The organism is Streptomyces sp. NPDC088387, assembly GCF_044753385.1.
Lineage (GTDB): Bacteria > Actinomycetota > Actinomycetes > Streptomycetales > Streptomycetaceae > Streptomyces.
In genome coordinates this window covers 147,905-164,461 of record NZ_JBIVNC010000004.1, presented here as the reverse complement: position 1 = coordinate 164,461, position 16,557 = coordinate 147,905, and the positions used below count along the sequence as shown (strand labels likewise).

At 70.2% G+C, this 16,557-nt stretch carries 15 protein-coding genes; 8 read left to right on the top strand and 7 right to left on the bottom strand.

Annotated features, from left to right (window positions below):
• Window positions 1–3 precede the first annotated feature (3 nt).
• Window positions 4–1,122 carry a hypothetical protein gene (locus tag ACIQAC_RS12215; RefSeq protein WP_402189607.1) on the bottom strand — a complete coding sequence of 373 codons (1,119 nt, stop codon included), beginning with the start codon at window positions 1,120–1,122 and terminating at the stop codon, window positions 4–6.
• Between the two features lie 199 nt (window positions 1,123–1,321).
• Between ACIQAC_RS12215 and ACIQAC_RS12210 the strand changes: the two genes are divergently transcribed.
• Window positions 1,322–2,476 (top strand): cystathionine gamma-synthase, encoded by a 1,155-nt coding sequence (locus ACIQAC_RS12210; RefSeq protein ID WP_402189606.1) that lies wholly within the window; start codon window positions 1,322–1,324, stop codon window positions 2,474–2,476.
• A 79-nt stretch (window positions 2,477–2,555) separates the two neighbouring features.
• On the opposite strand, the gene ACIQAC_RS12205 is transcribed toward ACIQAC_RS12210, so the two are convergent.
• The 3 genes from ACIQAC_RS12205 to ACIQAC_RS12195 form a co-directional block, all read right to left on the bottom strand.
• The gene (locus ACIQAC_RS12205; RefSeq protein ID WP_402189605.1) at window positions 2,556–2,804 is read right to left on the bottom strand and encodes a hypothetical protein; all 249 of its coding nucleotides are present in this window, start codon (window positions 2,802–2,804) and stop codon (window positions 2,556–2,558) included.
• A gap of 112 nt (window positions 2,805–2,916) precedes the next feature.
• Complete coding sequence (locus ACIQAC_RS12200; RefSeq protein ID WP_402189603.1) at window positions 2,917–3,420, bottom strand: sigma factor-like helix-turn-helix DNA-binding protein; 504 nt, start codon at window positions 3,418–3,420, stop codon at window positions 2,917–2,919.
• Window positions 3,421–3,692: 272 nt separating this feature from the next.
• Window positions 3,693–4,199: a MarR family winged helix-turn-helix transcriptional regulator gene (locus ACIQAC_RS12195; protein WP_402190670.1), complete on the bottom strand. Its 507-nt coding sequence runs from the start codon at window positions 4,197–4,199 to the stop codon at window positions 3,693–3,695.
• 161 nt (window positions 4,200–4,360) lie between these two features.
• On the opposite strand from ACIQAC_RS12195, the gene ilvA reads away from it, so the two are divergent.
• The 4 genes from ilvA to ACIQAC_RS12175 all read left to right on the top strand — a co-directional run bounded on the left by ilvA (window position 4,361) and on the right by ACIQAC_RS12175 (window position 8,012).
• Window positions 4,361–5,590 carry a threonine ammonia-lyase gene (gene ilvA / locus ACIQAC_RS12190; protein ID WP_402189600.1) on the top strand — a complete coding sequence of 410 codons (1,230 nt, stop codon included), beginning with the start codon at window positions 4,361–4,363 and terminating at the stop codon, window positions 5,588–5,590.
• 194 nt (window positions 5,591–5,784) lie between these two features.
• Window positions 5,785–6,813, top strand: a complete 1,029-nt coding sequence (locus tag ACIQAC_RS12185; protein ID WP_402189597.1) for an ATP-binding cassette domain-containing protein — start codon at window positions 5,785–5,787, stop codon at window positions 6,811–6,813.
• Between the two features lie 47 nt (window positions 6,814–6,860).
• Window positions 6,861–7,607, top strand: coding sequence for an ABC transporter permease (locus tag ACIQAC_RS12180; RefSeq protein WP_402190667.1), 747 nt, complete (start codon window positions 6,861–6,863; stop codon window positions 7,605–7,607).
• 168 nt (window positions 7,608–7,775) lie between these two features.
• Window positions 7,776–8,012 (top strand): hypothetical protein, encoded by a 237-nt coding sequence (locus tag ACIQAC_RS12175; RefSeq protein ID WP_402189595.1) that lies wholly within the window; start codon window positions 7,776–7,778, stop codon window positions 8,010–8,012.
• Between the two features lie 92 nt (window positions 8,013–8,104).
• Here ACIQAC_RS12175 and ACIQAC_RS12170 read toward each other — a convergent pair whose 3' ends face one another.
• Window positions 8,105–9,142 carry a LacI family DNA-binding transcriptional regulator gene (locus ACIQAC_RS12170; RefSeq protein WP_402189592.1) on the bottom strand — a complete coding sequence of 346 codons (1,038 nt, stop codon included), beginning with the start codon at window positions 9,140–9,142 and terminating at the stop codon, window positions 8,105–8,107.
• A 188-nt stretch (window positions 9,143–9,330) separates the two neighbouring features.
• On the opposite strand from ACIQAC_RS12170, the gene ACIQAC_RS12165 reads away from it, so the two are divergent.
• The 3 genes from ACIQAC_RS12165 to ACIQAC_RS12155 are packed head-to-tail and all read left to right on the top strand — an operon-like array spanning window position 9,331 to window position 12,052.
• Window positions 9,331–10,149 (top strand): ABC transporter permease, encoded by an 819-nt coding sequence (locus ACIQAC_RS12165; RefSeq protein WP_402190665.1) that lies wholly within the window; start codon window positions 9,331–9,333, stop codon window positions 10,147–10,149.
• Between the two features lie 47 nt (window positions 10,150–10,196).
• Entirely contained in the window at window positions 10,197–11,216 is a 1,020-nt protein-coding gene (locus tag ACIQAC_RS12160; RefSeq protein ID WP_402189589.1) for an ABC transporter substrate-binding protein, read from the top strand.
• Complete coding sequence (locus ACIQAC_RS12155; protein ID WP_402189587.1) at window positions 11,213–12,052, top strand: ABC transporter ATP-binding protein; 840 nt, start codon at window positions 11,213–11,215, stop codon at window positions 12,050–12,052. The genes ACIQAC_RS12160 and ACIQAC_RS12155 overlap by 4 nt, the downstream gene beginning before the upstream one ends.
• 48 nt (window positions 12,053–12,100) lie before the next feature.
• Here ACIQAC_RS12155 and ACIQAC_RS12150 read toward each other — a convergent pair whose 3' ends face one another.
• Together ACIQAC_RS12150 and ACIQAC_RS12145 are read right to left on the bottom strand one after the other, a co-directional pair.
• Window positions 12,101–12,961 (bottom strand): sugar phosphate isomerase/epimerase family protein, encoded by an 861-nt coding sequence (locus tag ACIQAC_RS12150; RefSeq protein ID WP_402189586.1) that lies wholly within the window; start codon window positions 12,959–12,961, stop codon window positions 12,101–12,103.
• A gap of 13 nt (window positions 12,962–12,974) precedes the next feature.
• Window positions 12,975–16,466 (bottom strand): ThuA domain-containing protein, encoded by a 3,492-nt coding sequence (locus ACIQAC_RS12145; RefSeq protein ID WP_402189583.1) that lies wholly within the window; start codon window positions 16,464–16,466, stop codon window positions 12,975–12,977.
• Between the last annotated feature and the right edge of the window lie 91 nt (window positions 16,467–16,557).

Below are 16,557 nucleotides of genomic sequence, written 5' to 3'. Positions count from 1 at the left end.
GGGTCAGTGCGGCAGCGTCGCCGGACTGCCGCCGTTCGCCTCGTAGCCCGCGACCGCCAGTGCACGGTAGACCGCGAACTCCGCGGCCGGGTCCGGGGAAAGCGTCCACGGCAGGGCGCCCACATGACCGTCGATGTGTATGAGTTCGCCCATGGCCTCCGCCCAGCGCTCCGAGCGGACCAGGAAGAAGACCAGCAGATGGCGCACGTGCGCCAGCATCGGGTCGTCGGCGCGCGCCGAGTGCTCCGCGTGCAGCGCGCCGTGGATCGCCCTGGTCACGACCTCGCTCTGGTAGAAGCTGGCGACCAGGTTCACCTCGGGCAGGTGCTCGAAGACCGCGAACAGCGGCATCGCCGCCAGCAGCGAACCCCGCGGCGCCCGCGCCGCGGCCGCCTCCGCGAACGAGTACGCCAGCTCCCGCGACCCGTGCCACTTCTCGCACCAGTAGTGCAGCGCCGCCAGATGCGCGCCCATGTGCGCCGGAGCCCGGTCCAGGATCTTCAGCCAGAGCTGCTCGAACTCCTCCCGCGGATACCCGAGCCCGCGCGCCACCGACAGCTCCACGATGTACGGGATCGGGTCACCGGGAGCGAGCAGCGCCGCCTCGCCGCACGCCGTCTTCGCCTCCTCGATGATGATCCGGAAGTCGTCCGTGCCGGGCGCGGCCGTCCGCCACGCCTGCTGCACCAGGAACTCGGCGTGCACCGCAGCCCCGCCCGCGTCCTTCGGGTGCTCCGCGCGCCACACCCGCAGCCACTGCCCGCCCGGCGTGTCACTGACCCCGCTCGGCCGCTGCTGCAACTCCAGCGACGCCGCGCCCGCGAAGGCCTGCACACGCTGCCACCGCAGCTCACCCTCCGCGGCGGTGCCCGCGAGCAACTGTGCCGCCGCGCGGTAGTCCTGCGTGCGCTGCACCAGGTCCAGCACGTCCAGCAGGTCCTTGTCGGGGCCCGGCATCCGGATGTCCAGCTCCTCCTGGAGCACAAAGCCGTAGTTCGCGGGATCGGCCGCGTCCGGGTGCCCGGGCGGGACCAGCTCGATGCCGCGCCGCCGGCGCAGGGCGAGCGGACCCACGACGAAGCCCAGCATGAGCAGGGCCAACAGGACCCAGAGAATCTCCATGACTCAAGCGAACCAGACCACGCCGACAATTGGCCAACCCGGACCCCGGCCTGTGGAAAACTCCCCGGCCCGGACCCCGGCCCCAGCCCCGACCCCGTCCGCCGACCGCCCGCCGCAAGTCCGTCACTCGTCCCGCGCTCGTCCCGCGCCCGACCCGCCGTCCGACGTCCGCGCCGCGGGCCGACTACCCTCGGGACCCATGAGCGACAGGCACATCAGTCAGCACTTCGAGACCCTCGCGATCCACGCGGGCAACACCGCCGATCCCCTGACCGGCGCGGTCGTCCCGCCGATCTACCAGGTGTCCACCTACAAGCAGGACGGCGTCGGCGGCCTGCGCGGCGGTTACGAGTACAGCCGCAGCGCCAACCCGACCCGGACCGCCCTGGAGGAGAACCTCGCGGCGCTCGAGGGCGGTCGCCGGGGTCTGGCCTTCGCGTCCGGACTGGCGGCCGAGGACTGCCTGTTGCGTACGCTGCTCAGCCCCGGTGACCACGTGGTCATCCCGAACGACGCCTACGGCGGCACGTTCCGGCTGTTCGCCAAGGTCGTCGCCCGCTGGGGTGTGGAGTGGTCCGTCGCCGACACCAGCGACCCCGCGGCCGTCCGCGCCGCGATCACGCCCAAGACCAAGGCCGTCTGGGTGGAGACCCCCTCCAACCCGCTGCTCGGCATCACCGACATCGCCGCCGTCGCCCAGATCGCCCGGGACGCCGGCGCCCGGCTCGTCGTCGACAACACCTTCGCCACGCCCTACCTCCAGCAGCCGCTGGCCCTCGGCGCCGACGTCGTGGTGCACTCCCTGACCAAGTACATGGGCGGCCACTCCGACGTTGTCGGCGGTGCCCTGGTCGTCGGCGACGAGACGCTCGGCGAGGAACTGGCCTACCACCAGAACGCCATGGGTGCCGTTGCCGGCCCCTTCGACTCCTGGCTGGTGCTGCGCGGCGCCAAGACGCTGTCCGTCCGTATGGACCGGCACAGCGAGAACGCCACGAAGATCGCCGACATGCTGACCCGGCACCCGCGCGTGACGCGCGTGCTGTACCCGGGGCTGCCCGACCACCCCGGCCACGAGGTCGCCGCCAAGCAGATGCGGGCCTTCGGCGGCATGGTCTCCTTCCAGGTGGAGGGCGGCGAGGAGGCGGCGGTCGAGGTCTGCAACCGCGCCAAGATCTTCACGCTGGGCGAGTCCCTCGGCGGTGTCGAGTCGCTGATCGAGCACCCGGGCCGGATGACCCACGCGTCCGTGGCCGGCTCCGCCCTTGAGGTCCCCGGCGACCTGGTGCGTCTGTCCGTGGGCATCGAGAACGTCGACGACCTCCTGGAAGACCTCCAGCAGGCGATCGGCTAGTACGGCTGGTACGGCTGGTACGGCTGGTACGGCTGGTACGGCGCCGCGCGGGTAGGTCCGTCTCCCGCGCGGGCCCGGGTCACCATCCCGTGAGCGGTGGAGTCGTCACCGACGGCGGCTCCACCCACGGGCGCGCGGTCAGCGCCCAGACGGCGAACGCGACCGTCGCGGCCAGCATCAGCAGCCACAGCAGACGCAGCGCGATCCTGCGGCGCCGCAGCAGACGGCTGCCCCGGCGCACGGCCTCCGCGCACAGCTCCGGCGGCACGGACGGCGGCGTCCGCTCCATGATCCGCCGAGCCGCGGCCTCCCGCTCCCCCCGGCTCATCGCCCACCCCTGCCGTCACACGGGCGATGCCCCGACACGCGCGCGATGCCGTCGAGAAGACGTCGGCTCACCCCGCACCCCCGAAACCCGCCCGGCCCCACCCCACCCGACCTCATGATGTCGCCGCCTTCGCCGCGGTCACCGCGGGGGCGGGGCCCCTCGGTGGGTGGACCAGCGTTGCCGTCGCGCGGTCGCAGATGGCGCGTACCCGTTCCGGAGGCAGGCCGAGCAGCGCGGCGGCCTGTTCCTCGGCGACCCCCTCGTAGAGCCGCAGTACGAGGATCAGGCGTTCCTGCGGATTGAGGCCGGCCAGGGGGCTGCCCGGGTGCGGGCGGGCCCGGCCGAGCGCGCCGTACTGATGCCACGCCGCGCGGGCGAAGCGGTTGGCGAGGTGCTGGCGGGCACAGTTGTACGGGTCCTCGCCGCGCAGCCGGTCCCAGCACGCGTACGTGTGGGCCAGGGCGAGCGTGAGGAGGTGCCGCGCGCGCGGGTTGTCGCCCGGCCGCTCCGCCGTGAGCAGCGTGGCGGTGTGCAGCAGCCGGCCGGCCGCGCCCGCGACGAACGCCGCGAACTCCCGGTCCCGGCGCGTGCCTTGGGACGTACGCCGTTCTCGCACCGTGCCTCCCGCCTGAGGCCGATCTGACGGACGGATCCCGACCCTGTCGTACGCGGCCCTGTCGTACACGGCGACCGTGTCGTACGACGACCGCAGACCGTCTACGCCACAACCCGCCCCCGGGAGCCTGCTTCTGGACGGCCCCGTCTCACCGACCGGCCGCCGCGCCGCGATTCCGTACGAGAGGCCGGCCACGCCCCTCGGGTCTCATATGAGGCCAGCCACGCCCCACCGGTCAAGAGCCGCGCAGCGCCCGCTGGAGGCAGCCGTCGTCAGGAGCCGTTCGACGGCTCCGCCACCGGTACGCCCTGGGCCGCCATCCGCGTGGACAGCGCGCTGTTGAAGCGGGTGAGGAGCGTGCAGAACTGCTCGCGCTCCTCCGGCGCCCAGTCGTGTGTCAGCTCGGCCATCAGCTGACGCCTCGACGAGCGGACCTCCTCCAGGCGGGACAGTCCGCGCGGGGACAGCTGGAGCACCACCGCGCGGCCGTCCTCGGGGTGCGAGGTGCGCTTGACCAGGCCGGTGTCGACGAGCGGGGCCACCTGCCGGGTGACCGTCGAGGAGTCGATGCCCATGCTCGACGCGAGCGCCTTGACGCCCATCGGGCCTTCCTTGTCGAGCCGGTTGAGCAGCAGGTACGCGGCGCGGTCCATGGAGTTGCGCACCTGTCCCACGCCGCCGAGCCGCGTCTGTTCGGCGCGGCGCGCGAACACCGCCACCTCGTGCTGCAACGTGTCGAGAAGACCGGTGTCACCGACGGTCGTCATGTCCATCGACATTTCAGGTGTTGTGGGCATGGCCGGGGGCTCACTTCATGCTGGGTGCCAGGTTGGGGGACAGGGTACGCGGATGAAAGGCAGGTCGTACCGGCGCTGCGTAAACCTGTCTCGGTGCTTGGTCACAACCGCGCGCGACGCCTGTGAACTGCGAGACTTGAACGATGAACCACCGCAGGAGCACCCCTCCGCCGCCGGTCACGCTCGACGACGTGTGCGGTGCGCAGAAGATGCTGACGGGGGTCGCGCGGGTGACCGCCATGGAGGGCAGCCGCTATCTGACCCAGCTGGTCGGCGCGCCGGTGCAGCTCAAGTGCGAGAACCTCCAGCGGACGGGTTCGTTCAAGCTGCGCGGGGCGTATGTACGGATCGCCGGGCTGCTGCCCGAGGAGCGGGCGGCCGGTGTGGTGGCGGCGAGCGCCGGCAACCACGCGCAGGGTGTGGCCCTCGCGTCCGCGCTGCTCGGGGTGCGCGCCACGGTGTTCATGCCCAAGGGCGCCCCGCTGCCGAAGATCAGCGCGACCCGGGACTACGGCGCCGAGGTGCGCCTGCACGGTCATGTGGTCGACGAGACGCTGGCCGCCGCGCAGGAGTACGCGGACACGACGGGCGCGGTGTTCATCCACCCCTTCGACCACCCCGACATCATCGCGGGGCAGGGCACGGTCGGCCTGGAGATCCTGGAGCAGTGCCCCGAGGTGCGCACGATCGTCGTCGGGATCGGCGGCGGCGGACTCGCGGCCGGTGTCGCCGTCGCCGTGAAGGCGCTGCGCCCGGACGTGCGGATCATCGGTGTGCAGGCGGAGGGCGCGGCGTCGTATCCGCCCTCGCTGGCGGCGGGGCGCCCGGTGGCGATCGACAACCCGGCGACGATGGCCGACGGCATCAAGGTCGGGCGGCCCGGGGACGTGCCGTTCGGGATCGTCGGCGAGCTGGTGGACGAGGTCCGTACGGTCACCGAGGACGAGCTGTCGGCCGCGCTGCTGCTCTGCCTGGAGCGGGCGAAGCTGGTGGTGGAGCCGGCCGGGGCGAGCCCGGTTGCCGCGCTGCTGAGCGGTGCGCGGGGTGTCGAGGGGCCGGTCGTCGCGGTGCTGTCGGGCGGGAACGTCGATCCGGTGCTGATGCAGCGCGTCCTGCGCCACGGTATGACCGCGCAGGGCCGCTACCTGGCCGTACGGCTCCGGCTCACGGATCGTCCCGGTGCCCTCGCGACGCTTCTGGGGGTGTTGTCAGTGGCGGACGCTAACGTCCTCGACGTGAGTCACGTACGGACCGATCCCCGGCTCGGGCTCACGGAGGTGGAGGTCGAGCTGCACCTGGAGACGAAGGGTCCGGCGCACTGCGCCGAGGTCGGCCACGCCCTGCGCGACGCGGGGTACACGGTCGTCGACTGAGACCTTCTGGGAGAGGAAATCCCAGGTCAGGGCCGGTTTGTCACCCACTCCAGCGAATCCGGATTAAATCCGTTGTGAGACGCGATACATCGCGTTATGGTGTGCCGCGTGGCACCGATCTCGCCGTACCCCAGGCGGACCAGAACAGCAAAACCTACGCTTCTCGAATCATTCCTGACCCAGTGGAGACTGATATGCCAGGCGCCATCTACGCCGAAGGCCTGGTCAAGACCTTCGGCGACGTAAGGGCACTGGACGGCGTCGACCTCGATGTCCCGGAGGGCACCGTACTGGGCCTGCTCGGGCCGAACGGAGCGGGCAAGACAACCGCCGTCCGCTGTCTCACCACCCTGCTGCGCCCCGACAGCGGCCGCGCCGTCGTCGCCGGCCTCGACGTGCTCAAGCAGCCCAACGAAGTACGGCGTTCCATCGGCCTGTCCGGCCAGTTCGCCGCGGTCGACGAATACCTGACCGGCCGCGAGAACCTTCAGATGGTCGGCCAGCTTTACCAGATGAAGGCCAAGGCCGCCAAGGTCCGCGCCGCCGAGCTGCTCGAACAGTTCAATCTCGCGGACGCGGCGGACCGGACCGCCAAGACCTACTCCGGCGGTATGCGCCGCCGGCTCGACCTGGCGGCGGCGCTTGTGGTCCGCCCGCCGGTCATGTTCATGGACGAACCGACGACCGGCCTCGACCCCCGCAACCGCCAGCAGCTGTGGGAGGTCATCAGAGACCTGGTCTCGGGCGGTACGACCCTGCTGCTGACCACGCAGTATCTGGAGGAGGCCGACCACCTCGCCCACGACATCGCCGTCGTCGACCACGGCAAGGTGATCGCCCGGGGCACCTCCGACCAGCTCAAGGCGCGCACCGGCGGTGAGCGCGTCGAGGTCGTGGTGCACCAGCCGGAGGACATCACCCCCGCCTCCGAGGTGCTGCGTGGCCTCGGCAAGGGCGAGACCACGATCGAGCAGCACACCCGCAAGCTCACGGTGCCCGTCACCGGTGGCGCCAAGCTCCTCGCCGAGATCATCCGTGAACTCGACGGCCGGGGCATCGAGATCGACGACATCGGTCTGCGCCGTCCCACCCTCGACGACGTCTTCCTCTCCCTGACCGGCCATGTCGCCGAGGCGAAGGACGCGGAGAACGGCGGAGCGGACACAACACCCGACCAGGACAGCCCCAAGGGCCGCAAGCCGAGAAAGGAGACCACGAAGTGAGCGCCGTGAACGACTCCCTGGTCATCGCCCGCCGGAACCTGATCCGGATGGGCCGCATTCCCGAGATGATCATCTTTGGGCTGTTCCAGCCGATCATGTTCGTGGTGCTGTTCACCTATGTGTTCGGTGGTTCGATCCAGGTCGGCTCGTCCCTCTCCACGCAGGCGTACCGCGAGTTCCTGATGGCCGGCATCTTCGCCCAGACGGTCACCTTCGCGACCGCGGGCGCCGGTGCGGGCATCGCCGACGACATGCACAAGGGCCTGATCGACCGCTTCCGCTCGCTGCCCATGACCCGCGGCGCGGTGCTCACCGGCCGTACCGTCGCCGACCTGGTGCAGACGGCGCTCACCCTGGTCGTCCTGGCGGGTGTCTCCCTGCTCATCGGCTGGCGCACCCATGAGAACCTCGGCAAGGTGCTGGCCGGCTTCGGTCTGCTGCTCCTGCTCGGTTACGCGTTCTCGTGGATCGGCGCGCTCATCGGTCTCTCGGTGCGGACACCGGAGGCGGCCACGTCGGGCGGTCTGATCTGGCTGTTCCCGCTGACGTTCATCTCGAACGCGTTTGTGGACGCCAACCAGATGCCGGACTTCCTCCGGCACATCGCCGAGTGGAATCCGTTCAGCGCCACGGTCCAGGCCTGCCGCGAGCTGTTCGGCAACCTTCCGCCGGGCTTCGAGACGCCCGACGCCTGGCCGATGCAGCACCCGGTCTGGGCCTCCCTGATCTGGTCCGTCCTGATCATCGCCGTCTTCAGAACACTCGCGGTCCGGAAGTACCGCCGGGCGGAGTGACGGACTGCCCCACGGGGAAGTCAAGTGCTCGCGTTCAGACATGGAGACTGCACGTGTGTGCAGGAGGCACAGATTCCACCGGCTGAACACGAGTGACGGGCCTACGTTCACGACCAGGCATCCAAACGCCCGCACGCATCGAAGTGGGCAGACCTGGAAGGAAACTGAATGAGGCTCAAGCGAGCGATGGTCGGGGCGGCGTTCACCAGTCTGGTCGTCGCCGGGGGTGTGGCGGCCGCGGTTCCGGCGTCTGCCGCCAGCAACGAATACGTCCGCACGTACAACAACTGGAGCGACTGCAACGCCAACGCGGGCTTCGAGAACTCCTTCATCAACAAGCGCGGTTGGTACTACTGCGCGCAGGGTGCTGGGACGAAGGTCAACCTCTGGGTGCGGGTCGGCTGAGTACGCGCAACGGACAGATATCGGCCCCCGCGACGGATTCGCGGGGGCCGATCTCGTTGTCAGGGTCGCTGCGCCGGCCGTTTCCCTGCCCCTCAACCGGCCGCTGCCGCGCGGGAGTCGGGCGGTGGCGCCGTACTGGCCCGCATGATGACCTCACCGCCGACCCGCAGCACCCGCGAACGGGAGCCGCGCGGCTCGCGCAGCGCGAGAGCGAGCACGTCCTGTCCCATGGCGGTCAGCGGCAGCGCCACCGTGGTGAGCGGGGGAGACAGTTCCCGCACGAGGGGGATGTCGTCGAAGCCCGCCAGCGAGATGTCCTGCGGCACCCGGACACCCGCTTCCCGGAAGGCCGCGAGCGCGCCGACCGCCATCACGTCGGTGACCGCGAAGACGCAGGTGGGCAGGGTGGAGCGGGCCAGCAGTTCACGGGCGGCGGTGTGGCCGCCCTCCCGGGTGAAGGTGCCGCGCACCACCCTGTGCGGCGCGAGCCGGATCCCGGCCTCGGCCAGTCCCTGCCGGAACCCGGCGAGCCGGTCGACGACGGTGGACAACTCGGGCGGCCCGGTGAGGACCGCGAACTCCCGGTGCCCGAGGGCCAGGAGAGACCGGGCGAGGGCGGCGGCGCCCGCCCGGTTCTCCGGCAGTACGGAGTCCACCCGCAGACTGCGGTGCCGGCTGACGACGGCGACCCGGCCGCCCGCGCGGACATACGGTTCCACCTCGGCCGCCAGTGCCCGCTCCCAGTCCCGGTCCTGGAAACCGGAGCCGATCAGCAGGATGGCGCGGGCCCGCTGGGCGCGCAGGGTGGAGACGTAGGCGATCTCCCGGTCCGGTTCGCGGAAGGTGCTGGCGAGCACCACGAGGACGTCCTGCTCGGCGGCCGCCCGCATCACACCGTCGGCGATGGCGGCGAAGTAGGGATCGCCGACGTCGTGGCAGATGAGGCCGACGGTGCTGTTGGAGGCGCTGGCGAGGGCCTGGGCATGGGCGTTGGGGACGTAGCCGAGCAGTTCGGCCGCCGCGCGCACCCGCCGGCGCAGATCCTCCCGGACGCTGGTGGCGCCGTTGAGGGCCCGCGACGCCGTGGCCAGGGAGACACCGGCCCGGCGGGCGACGACGTCGAGCGTCACATGGGCCGGTGTTGCGCGTCGTTTCGCCACTGCACCCCCGAAACTTCGTGACGACCTATTGACCGTGCGTAACGGCAGTCACTAGCGTGGCGGCATCGTATCAGAAAGCGCTTTCTGAAAGCGATTTCCCGAAGGAGTCGGCCGTGAGCCAGAGTGTTACCAAGGCAGCACCATGGCAAGCCACGGGAGTGACCGCGCGGGAACGGCCGGGCTGGGGCGAGCGCGTCGGCCGGGTGACGGAGCAGACCTGGCGGCCCGTGGTGCTGCTGCTGGTCTGCTTCGGCGCGTGGTGGGTGATCGCCGCGGCCGAACTGGTCGAGCCCTATCTCGTCCCCTCGCCCGGCGCGACGCTGGACGTACTGACCGGGAAGACCGACTACATCGCGCAGCACGCCTGGGTGACCACCTACGAGACGCTCATCGGCTTCCTGATCGCCGTCGCGGTCGGTGTGCTCGCCGCGGTGGTCATGGTCTACTCGCCGACCGTCGAGAAGACCCTCTACCCGATCCTGCTCTTCGCCCAGGTCGTCCCGAAGATCGCCATCGCTCCGCTGTTCGTCGTGTGGCTCGGCTTCGGTATCGCGCCGAAGATCCTCATCGTCGTCCTCATCGCCTTCTTCCCGGTCGTCATCTCGATGGTGACCGGGCTCAAGGCCGTCGACCCCGAGATGCTCCAGTTGTCGTCGACCATGGGCGCGAGCCCGTGGCAGACCTTCGTCAAGATCCGCTTCCCCGCCTCGCTGCCGCATCTCTTCTCCGGTCTCAAGGTCGCTGTCACGCTCGCCGTGACCGGCGCCGTCGTCGGCGAGTTCGTCGGCGCGAACGAGGGACTCGGCTATGTGATCCTCCAGGCCAACGGCAACCTCGACACCCCCATGCTCTTCGCGGGCCTGCTCGTGATGTCACTGATCGGGGTGGTCCTCTTTGTGCTCGTCGAGATCGCGGAGAAGCTCCTGCTCCCCTGGCACGCCGGCCAACGGGCGGCGGGAGTCACGACCAGCTACTGAACGGCGCACCCACCGGCACGATCCCCCCTGACCAGAAGGGCCATGCCATGACCGCGCGCAGAGTTCTGATCGGCCTCGTCCCGCTGCTCCTCGTCGCCACGGCCTGTGGTGACGGCGACTCGGACACAACCACCACCGACTCGGGCCGGGAGATCGACAAGGTCACCCTGACGCTCAACTGGTATCCGTACGGCGAGCACGCGCCGTTCTACTACGGCAAGCAGCAGAAGATATTCGAGAAGCACGGCATCGACCTCGACATCCGGGCCGGCCAGGGCTCCCAGAAGACGGTCCAGGCGACCGGCGCCGGACAGACCGACTTCGGCTGGGCCGACACCCCCGCACTGCTCTCCGGCGTCCACTCCGGCGTCAAGGTGAAGAGCCTCGGCGTCTTCCTCCAGACGACGCCGTCCTCCGTCCAGTTCTTCGAGTCGCAGGGCATCAAGTCGCCCGCCGACCTCAAGGGGAAGACCATCGCGGGCACGGCCGGCGACGCGCTCTCCAAGACCTTCCCGATCTTCCTGAAGCTGAACGACCTTGCGGAGTCGGACGTCAGGGTGCAGAACACCGACCCCGCGGGCAAGATCGCCGCGGTGATCTCCGGCAAGACGGACGGACTGCTCGGCTACGCCAGCGACCAGGGCCCCACCATGCAGAACAAGGCCAACAAGCAGGTCGGTTATCTGCGCTTCTCCGAGAACGGGCTCAACTTCTACTCCAACGGGCTCATCGCCGGCCGGCAGGTCCTGTCCGGGAAGAAGGACCTCGCGCAGCGCATGGTGAAGGCGGTCAGCGAGTCCTTCGCCGCCGCCGAGAAGGCTCCCGGTCCCGCGGTCGCCGCGATGGAGGGCGCCTCGGAGCAACTCCCGCCCGAGGAGGTCCTGTCCGAACAGTTCCGGACGACTCTGACCCTGCTGCACACCCCGGCGACGGAGGGCAGCGCTCCCGGCGTCAACACCGACGCCGACTGGCAGAAGACCATCGACGTCTTCGCCGAGGCGGGCCTGATCGAGAACCCGAAGGCCGTGACCGACTACTGGGACGACGCCACCGCGCTGAAGGGATGACGATGGCCAAGGACACAACGGTGCGGGAGCCGGCGGCGCCGGCCGGGGACAGCAGGGAGCGGCCCGCGACGGCGGTCGACATCGAGGACGTAGCCGTACGTTTCCGCAGCAGGAAACGGGATGTCACCGCTCTCACCGATGTCTCCCTCACCGTGGGGACGGGGGAGTTCGTCGCCATCGTGGGCCCGTCGGGCTGCGGCAAGTCCACCCTCCTCAAACTCGTCGCCGGCCTGCTCAGACCATCCGCGGGCGACGTCCGGCTGCACGGGGAACGGGTGGACGGCCCACGGCACGACATCGGATACGCGTTCCAGCGCGCGGCCCTGCTGGAGTGGAGGTCGGCGCGGCGCAACATCCTGCTCCAGGCCGAGATACGCAGGATGCCGGCCGCGGTGGCCCGCAGACGCGCGGACGAACTGATCGCCATGACCGGCCTCGAGGGCTTCGAGGACGCCTACCCGCACGAGCTGTCGGGCGGTATGCAGCAGCGGGTGGCGTTGTGCCGGGCGCTGCTGCACAGACCGCCGGTCCTGCTGATGGACGAGCCGTTCGGCGCGCTCGACGCGCTGACCCGTGAGCAGCTGAACATGGAGCTCAACCGCATCTGGCGGGAGACCGGCACCACCGTGCTGCTGGTCACCCACTCCATCTCGGAGGCGTGTTATCTCGCCGACCGGGTGGTGGTGATGAGCCCCCGGCCCGGCACCATCACCGAGATCGTCGGGATCGGACTGCCCGCCGAGCGCGACTACACCGAGACGATGGGGCGTCCCGAGTTCCGCGAGGCGACCAGCCACATCCGCGGACTGCTCGGCGCCGCCTCCGCCGAGGACTGAGCCCCGTACCTCCCGCGAGGGGGTACGGGGCTCCGCCCTGCCCTGTGGTCAGTACCGGAGGTTCGCCAGGTACGTGTAGCTGTTCTGCGCGGTCGCGAACGGGTCGGCCGGCGCGTCGTGTTCGACGAGCCACTGCCTCACACCGCCGCAGCGTGCCGTGTCGAACATCGCCGCGAAGTCCAGCACCCCGGAGCCGACGTCGGCGAAGTCGCCGTTCGGCGCCATGTCCTTGACGTGCAGCGCGGGGAAGCGGCGCGGGTGACGCACGAACAGGGACCGTGGATCCGCCCCGCCCTTGGCCGCCCAGTAGACGTCCAGCTCGAAGCCGACCAGTTCCGGGTCGGTCTCGTCGAGCAGGATGTCGTACAGGTTCTCCCCGTCGACCACGGCGTGGTCGGTGCCGTGGTTGTGGAACAGCAGCGGACCGAGGCCGGCCTCACGGGCGGCGAGCCCCGCCTTGTTGAACTCCCTTGCCGCTTCCCGGAATCCGGCCGGGGAGTGCATCGAGGCGGGCAGGCTCGGCACCACGATCCAGCGCGCGCCGAGGGTGTGGAGGTCGTCGAGCGCCTGCGGCAGACCGGCGCCCACGACGGTCGGGTAGCCGACGTGTTCGAGGACCGCCTTCAGGCCGGTCTCCCTCAGCATGGCCCGGATCGCGGCCGCGCTGTTGCCGTGCCGTCCGCTGACGCCGACCGTCGCGTACCCCATCGCGGCCAGCCGCGCGAGGGTCCCCTTGAAGTCGGCCGCCAGGGGCGTACGCATCGTGTAGAGGTGCATGCCGATGCCGGAGGGCGGGATCCGCCGTCTGCGGCGGCCGCTCTCGGCGGCGTCCGCCGGCCCGCTCATGACCGTCGCCGCCGCGGCGGCGCCCAGAGCCGTGCCGAAGAACGCGCGTCGTGTCCCTTCCATACTCGCCTCCCTCTCAACCCACGTTGATTCGGACATGGTTGGTGGTGGTGTCGCCCGTGCTGTCCGTGACGGTCAGATGCGCGGTGTACGCACCGGGGCGGGCGTACGTGTGCGTGGCCGTCGCTCCCTCCGGGCCCGTGGGCCGGCTGTTGTCGCCGAAGTCCCAGTGGTACGAGGCGATGGTGCGGCCGGGCGCCGGCACCGCCTTGCCGGTGAGCGCCACGTCGAGCGGTTCCGTCCCGCCGGCCGGGGCCGCCTTCAACGAGACCTTGCCGGCCGGGCGCTTCTCGACGCCGTTGCCGTTGAAGTGCAGCCAGTCGAGCGCGAGCAGGTCGGGCTTCTGGTCCGTCCACTCCGGGTTGGTGAAGACCGCGTACAGCTTCACCGTGCCGCCCGGGTCGCGCAGCGTGGTCGTGGGCGATACGACGTTGCCCCAGTCCCCGCTGTTCGGGACGGTCACCTTGCCCAGCAGCCGGCCCGTCGGCGAACCGGCGCGGAACTCCACGTCCCCGCCGAGCCCGCCCGAGGCCGCGCCGACCGTGACCGACGTGATGCCCTTGAGGCTCACGGGGTCGAAGCTGATCCAGTCGCCGTTCTCGATCTCCGTCAGCCGCTTGCCGCCCGAGGCGTCGGCGCGGTTCGCCACCACCGCCCCGGAGTGCGCGCCGCCGGTGGTGGTCATGTGCTCGGCCTCGCGGTACGTCGTCCGCAGGGTCAGCGAGCTGGAGCCGGTGAGCGCGGGCACACCGGGCGCTCCCCTGTCCTCGTACTGGGCGCTGATCCCGTAGTACAGGTTCTGGCCGGGGCCGTGGCTGTCGCCCGCGTCGGTCACGATCTCGCCCGTGCAGCCGGTGTAGTTGTCCAGCGGGTGCAGATGGCTGTCGTGGCCGAGCTGGGACTGGACGACCACCCGCGAGCAGTCGATCCGCCTGCCGTCCTCCTTGTCCCTGACCTTCACGGTGAAGGGGATCGTGTCGCCGAAGCCGAACATCCCGCCGTTCGGCGGCTGCTGGATCGTCACGACGGGCCGGGTGTTGCCCACGGTGATCTCCTGGACGGCGAGCGCCGTCAGATCCTCCGGCCCGGTGACCGTCAGCCGTGCGGTGAAGCTGCCCTTGGTCCGGTAGACGTGGGTCGGGTTCGCCTCGGTCGAGTCGGTGGTGCCGTTGCCGTCGAAGTCCCAGGCGTACGTCACGGCAGCGCCGCCCGGCAGACCGGAGCCCGCGCTGGAGAAGTCCACCCGCAGTGGTACCGAGCCGGTGTCGGGGGTGGCCGTCACCTTGGCGTCGGGCAGCCGGCCGTCGCCGACGTAGTCGATGCGGTAGATGCCGGAGCCCTCGTTGCTGCCGCCCCGTCCCGTACCGCTGCCGATCCCGAAGTCGATGACGTACAGCGCTCCGTCGGGGCCGAAGTCGGCGTCGAAGGGCTGGTTCCACGTCAGGTCGCCGAAGACGGAGTTGATCGACTGGAGATCACCCGCCCGCGCCGGTGCGAACCGCGGATCGGTGAAGGTCTGGTCCTGCTGCTGGATCGAGAAGGCCTTGAACCACCTGCGGGTCAGCTCGTAGTTCAGCCACTTCCCCTCGAAGTACTCGGGGAACTTGGTGCGGTAGGTGTTCGCCGGGTCGTAGTCGTACACCGGCCCGCTCATCGGACCGCCGCCGCCCGTGCCGAGCTCGGGGAACTCCGCGGACGCCGAGTACGCGTACCAGGACGTGGCGGGCTGGGCCGGCGGCAGCTCGGTCAGACCGGTGTTGTTGGGCGAGTCGTTGACCGGCTTGGCGCAGTCGAACTTCGCGCCCGGCGTCCTGGTGGTGAAGTCGTAGTCGTTGAACGGGGTGTTGTCGCCGATGCAGTACGGCCAGCCGAAGTTGCCCGCCTCGGTGATCCGGGTGAACTCGACCGTGCCCTCGGGACCCCGGTCGGCGACGGCCGCGCGGGCGTCGGGTCCGTAGTCCGCCACCATCAGGGCGCCGCTGCGCGGATCGGTCGTGATCCGGAAGGGGTTGCGCATCCCCATCGCGTAGATCTCGGCCCGTGTCCGGTCGGTGCCGGGGGCGAAGAGGTTGCCCTCGGGGACGGTGTACGTCCCGTCGTCCTGCGGTGTGATGCGCAGGATCTTGCCCCGCAGGTCGTTGGTGTTGCCCGAGGTGCCCTGCGCGTCCCAGGCGCGACGTCCCGCGCCCTCGTCGATCGGGGTGAAACCGTCGGACGCGAAGGGGTCGGTGTTGTCGCCGGTCGCGATGTAGAGGTCGCCGTCCTTGTCGAAGGCGAGGGAGCCGGCCATGTGGGAGTTGGCCCGGCCCTCGTCACGGTAGGTGGGGACGGTCAGCAGCCGTTTCTCGGACGCGGGGTCGATCGTGTTGCCGGTCACCGTGAACCGCGACAGGTTGAGCCGTTTCTCGGTCTTGTCGGAGTTCAGGACGTACAGCCAGTTGTTGCGGCCGAAGTCCGGATCGAGCGCGAGTCCGAGGAGACCGTCGGACTGACTGGTCATCTCGGGGGTGTACTCGAAGTCCAGCACGGTGGTGACCTTCAGCGTCTGCTGGTCGATCACCTTGATCTTGCCGGTGCGCTCGACGAAGAACACCCGGCGGTCGGGCGCGACGGCGAGTTCGAAGGGGTCGGCGAGATCGCTGGTGGCCAGCGGTGTGCGCTGGAAGGCGCCGGTCTTCGTGGCCGTGCAGTCACCGGGCTTGTTGCCCGCGGCCCACTGGATACCGCCGAGCAGATGACTCAGGAAGGCGGGCTCCTCGAACGCGGACGCCGCGTGGCCGCCCGCGGTGAACCAGGAGCGTCCGCCGTCGTAGTTCTGGCACCAGGACCACGGGTGGTCTACGCCCTCGTCGAGTCCGGAGATGCCGTCGCGCACCTTGATCTGGGCGAGCGTGTGCACCTTCCCGGTCGGATTGGCGCGCCAGTTGTACCACTCCTCCGTGCGCTCCCAGAGTTCGGGAAGCCCCTTGGTGGAGGGGTGGGACTGGTCCAGCACCTTGATCCGCCCGGTCTGCACGGCCGGGTGCTGGTCGAAGATCGCGCCGACCAGGCCCTCGTACCAGCCCCAGTCGCGCTCGCTCGCCGAGGCGGCGTGCAGACCGACCCAGCCGCCGCCCCCTCGGACGAAGGTCTGGAGGGCGGTGCGCTGCCCGGCGTCGAGCAGATCGCCCGACGCGGGCGTGGAGTTGGTGTTGTTGAAGACGATCGCCTGGAAGCGGGCGAGGTTGGCATCGGTGAACGCGGCGGCGTCGTCGGTCGCCTCGACCTCGAAGCCGTTCTCGGCGCCGAGCTTCTCGACCGCCTCGACGCCGGCGGGGATGGAGTCGTGGGGGAAGTTCGTGACCTTGGAGAAGACCAGCACACGGTAGGTCGCGGCGTCGGCGCGGGGCGGTAACGCGATCCCGAGGCCGACGACCAGCGCGAGCAGCGCCGTGAAGACGGTCAGCGAGAAGAGGGATCTGTGCCTGGGGCCTGTTGCTGAACTGAGCAGTGCTCTTCGACTGTTCATTGCGCTCCCGGTGATAGACGGACCGTCAGCTCAAGGGCTAGAAAGCGCTTTCTCAGTGCGTGGCACAGCGTATATAGCGCCTCACAGGGGG

Bases quoted from the DNA above. Each gene is read 5' to 3' on its own strand.
- ACIQAC_RS12160 (WP_402189589.1), top strand. From the start codon at position 10,197: ATGACCGCGCGCAGAGTTCTGATCGGCCTCGTCCCGCTGCTCCTCGTC.
- ACIQAC_RS12150 (WP_402189586.1), bottom strand. From the start codon at position 12,961: ATGGAAGGGACACGACGCGCGTTCTTCGGCACGGCTCTGGGCGCCGCC.
- ACIQAC_RS12210 (WP_402189606.1), top strand. From the start codon at position 1,322: ATGAGCGACAGGCACATCAGTCAGCACTTCGAGACCCTCGCGATCCAC.
- ACIQAC_RS12175 (WP_402189595.1), top strand. From the start codon at position 7,776: ATGAGGCTCAAGCGAGCGATGGTCGGGGCGGCGTTCACCAGTCTGGTC.
- ACIQAC_RS12145 (WP_402189583.1), bottom strand. From the start codon at position 16,466: ATGAACAGTCGAAGAGCACTGCTCAGTTCAGCAACAGGCCCCAGGCAC.
- ACIQAC_RS12155 (WP_402189587.1), top strand. From the start codon at position 11,213: ATGACGATGGCCAAGGACACAACGGTGCGGGAGCCGGCGGCGCCGGCC.
- ACIQAC_RS12185 (WP_402189597.1), top strand. From the start codon at position 5,785: ATGCCAGGCGCCATCTACGCCGAAGGCCTGGTCAAGACCTTCGGCGAC.
- ACIQAC_RS12215 (WP_402189607.1), bottom strand. From the start codon at position 1,122: ATGGAGATTCTCTGGGTCCTGTTGGCCCTGCTCATGCTGGGCTTCGTC.
- ACIQAC_RS12180 (WP_402190667.1), top strand. From the start codon at position 6,861: ATGGGCCGCATTCCCGAGATGATCATCTTTGGGCTGTTCCAGCCGATC.
- ACIQAC_RS12195 (WP_402190670.1), bottom strand. From the start codon at position 4,199: ATGTCGATGGACATGACGACCGTCGGTGACACCGGTCTTCTCGACACG.
- ilvA (WP_402189600.1), top strand. From the start codon at position 4,361: ATGAACCACCGCAGGAGCACCCCTCCGCCGCCGGTCACGCTCGACGAC.
- ACIQAC_RS12205 (WP_402189605.1), bottom strand. From the start codon at position 2,804: ATGAGCCGGGGGGAGCGGGAGGCCGCGGCTCGGCGGATCATGGAGCGG.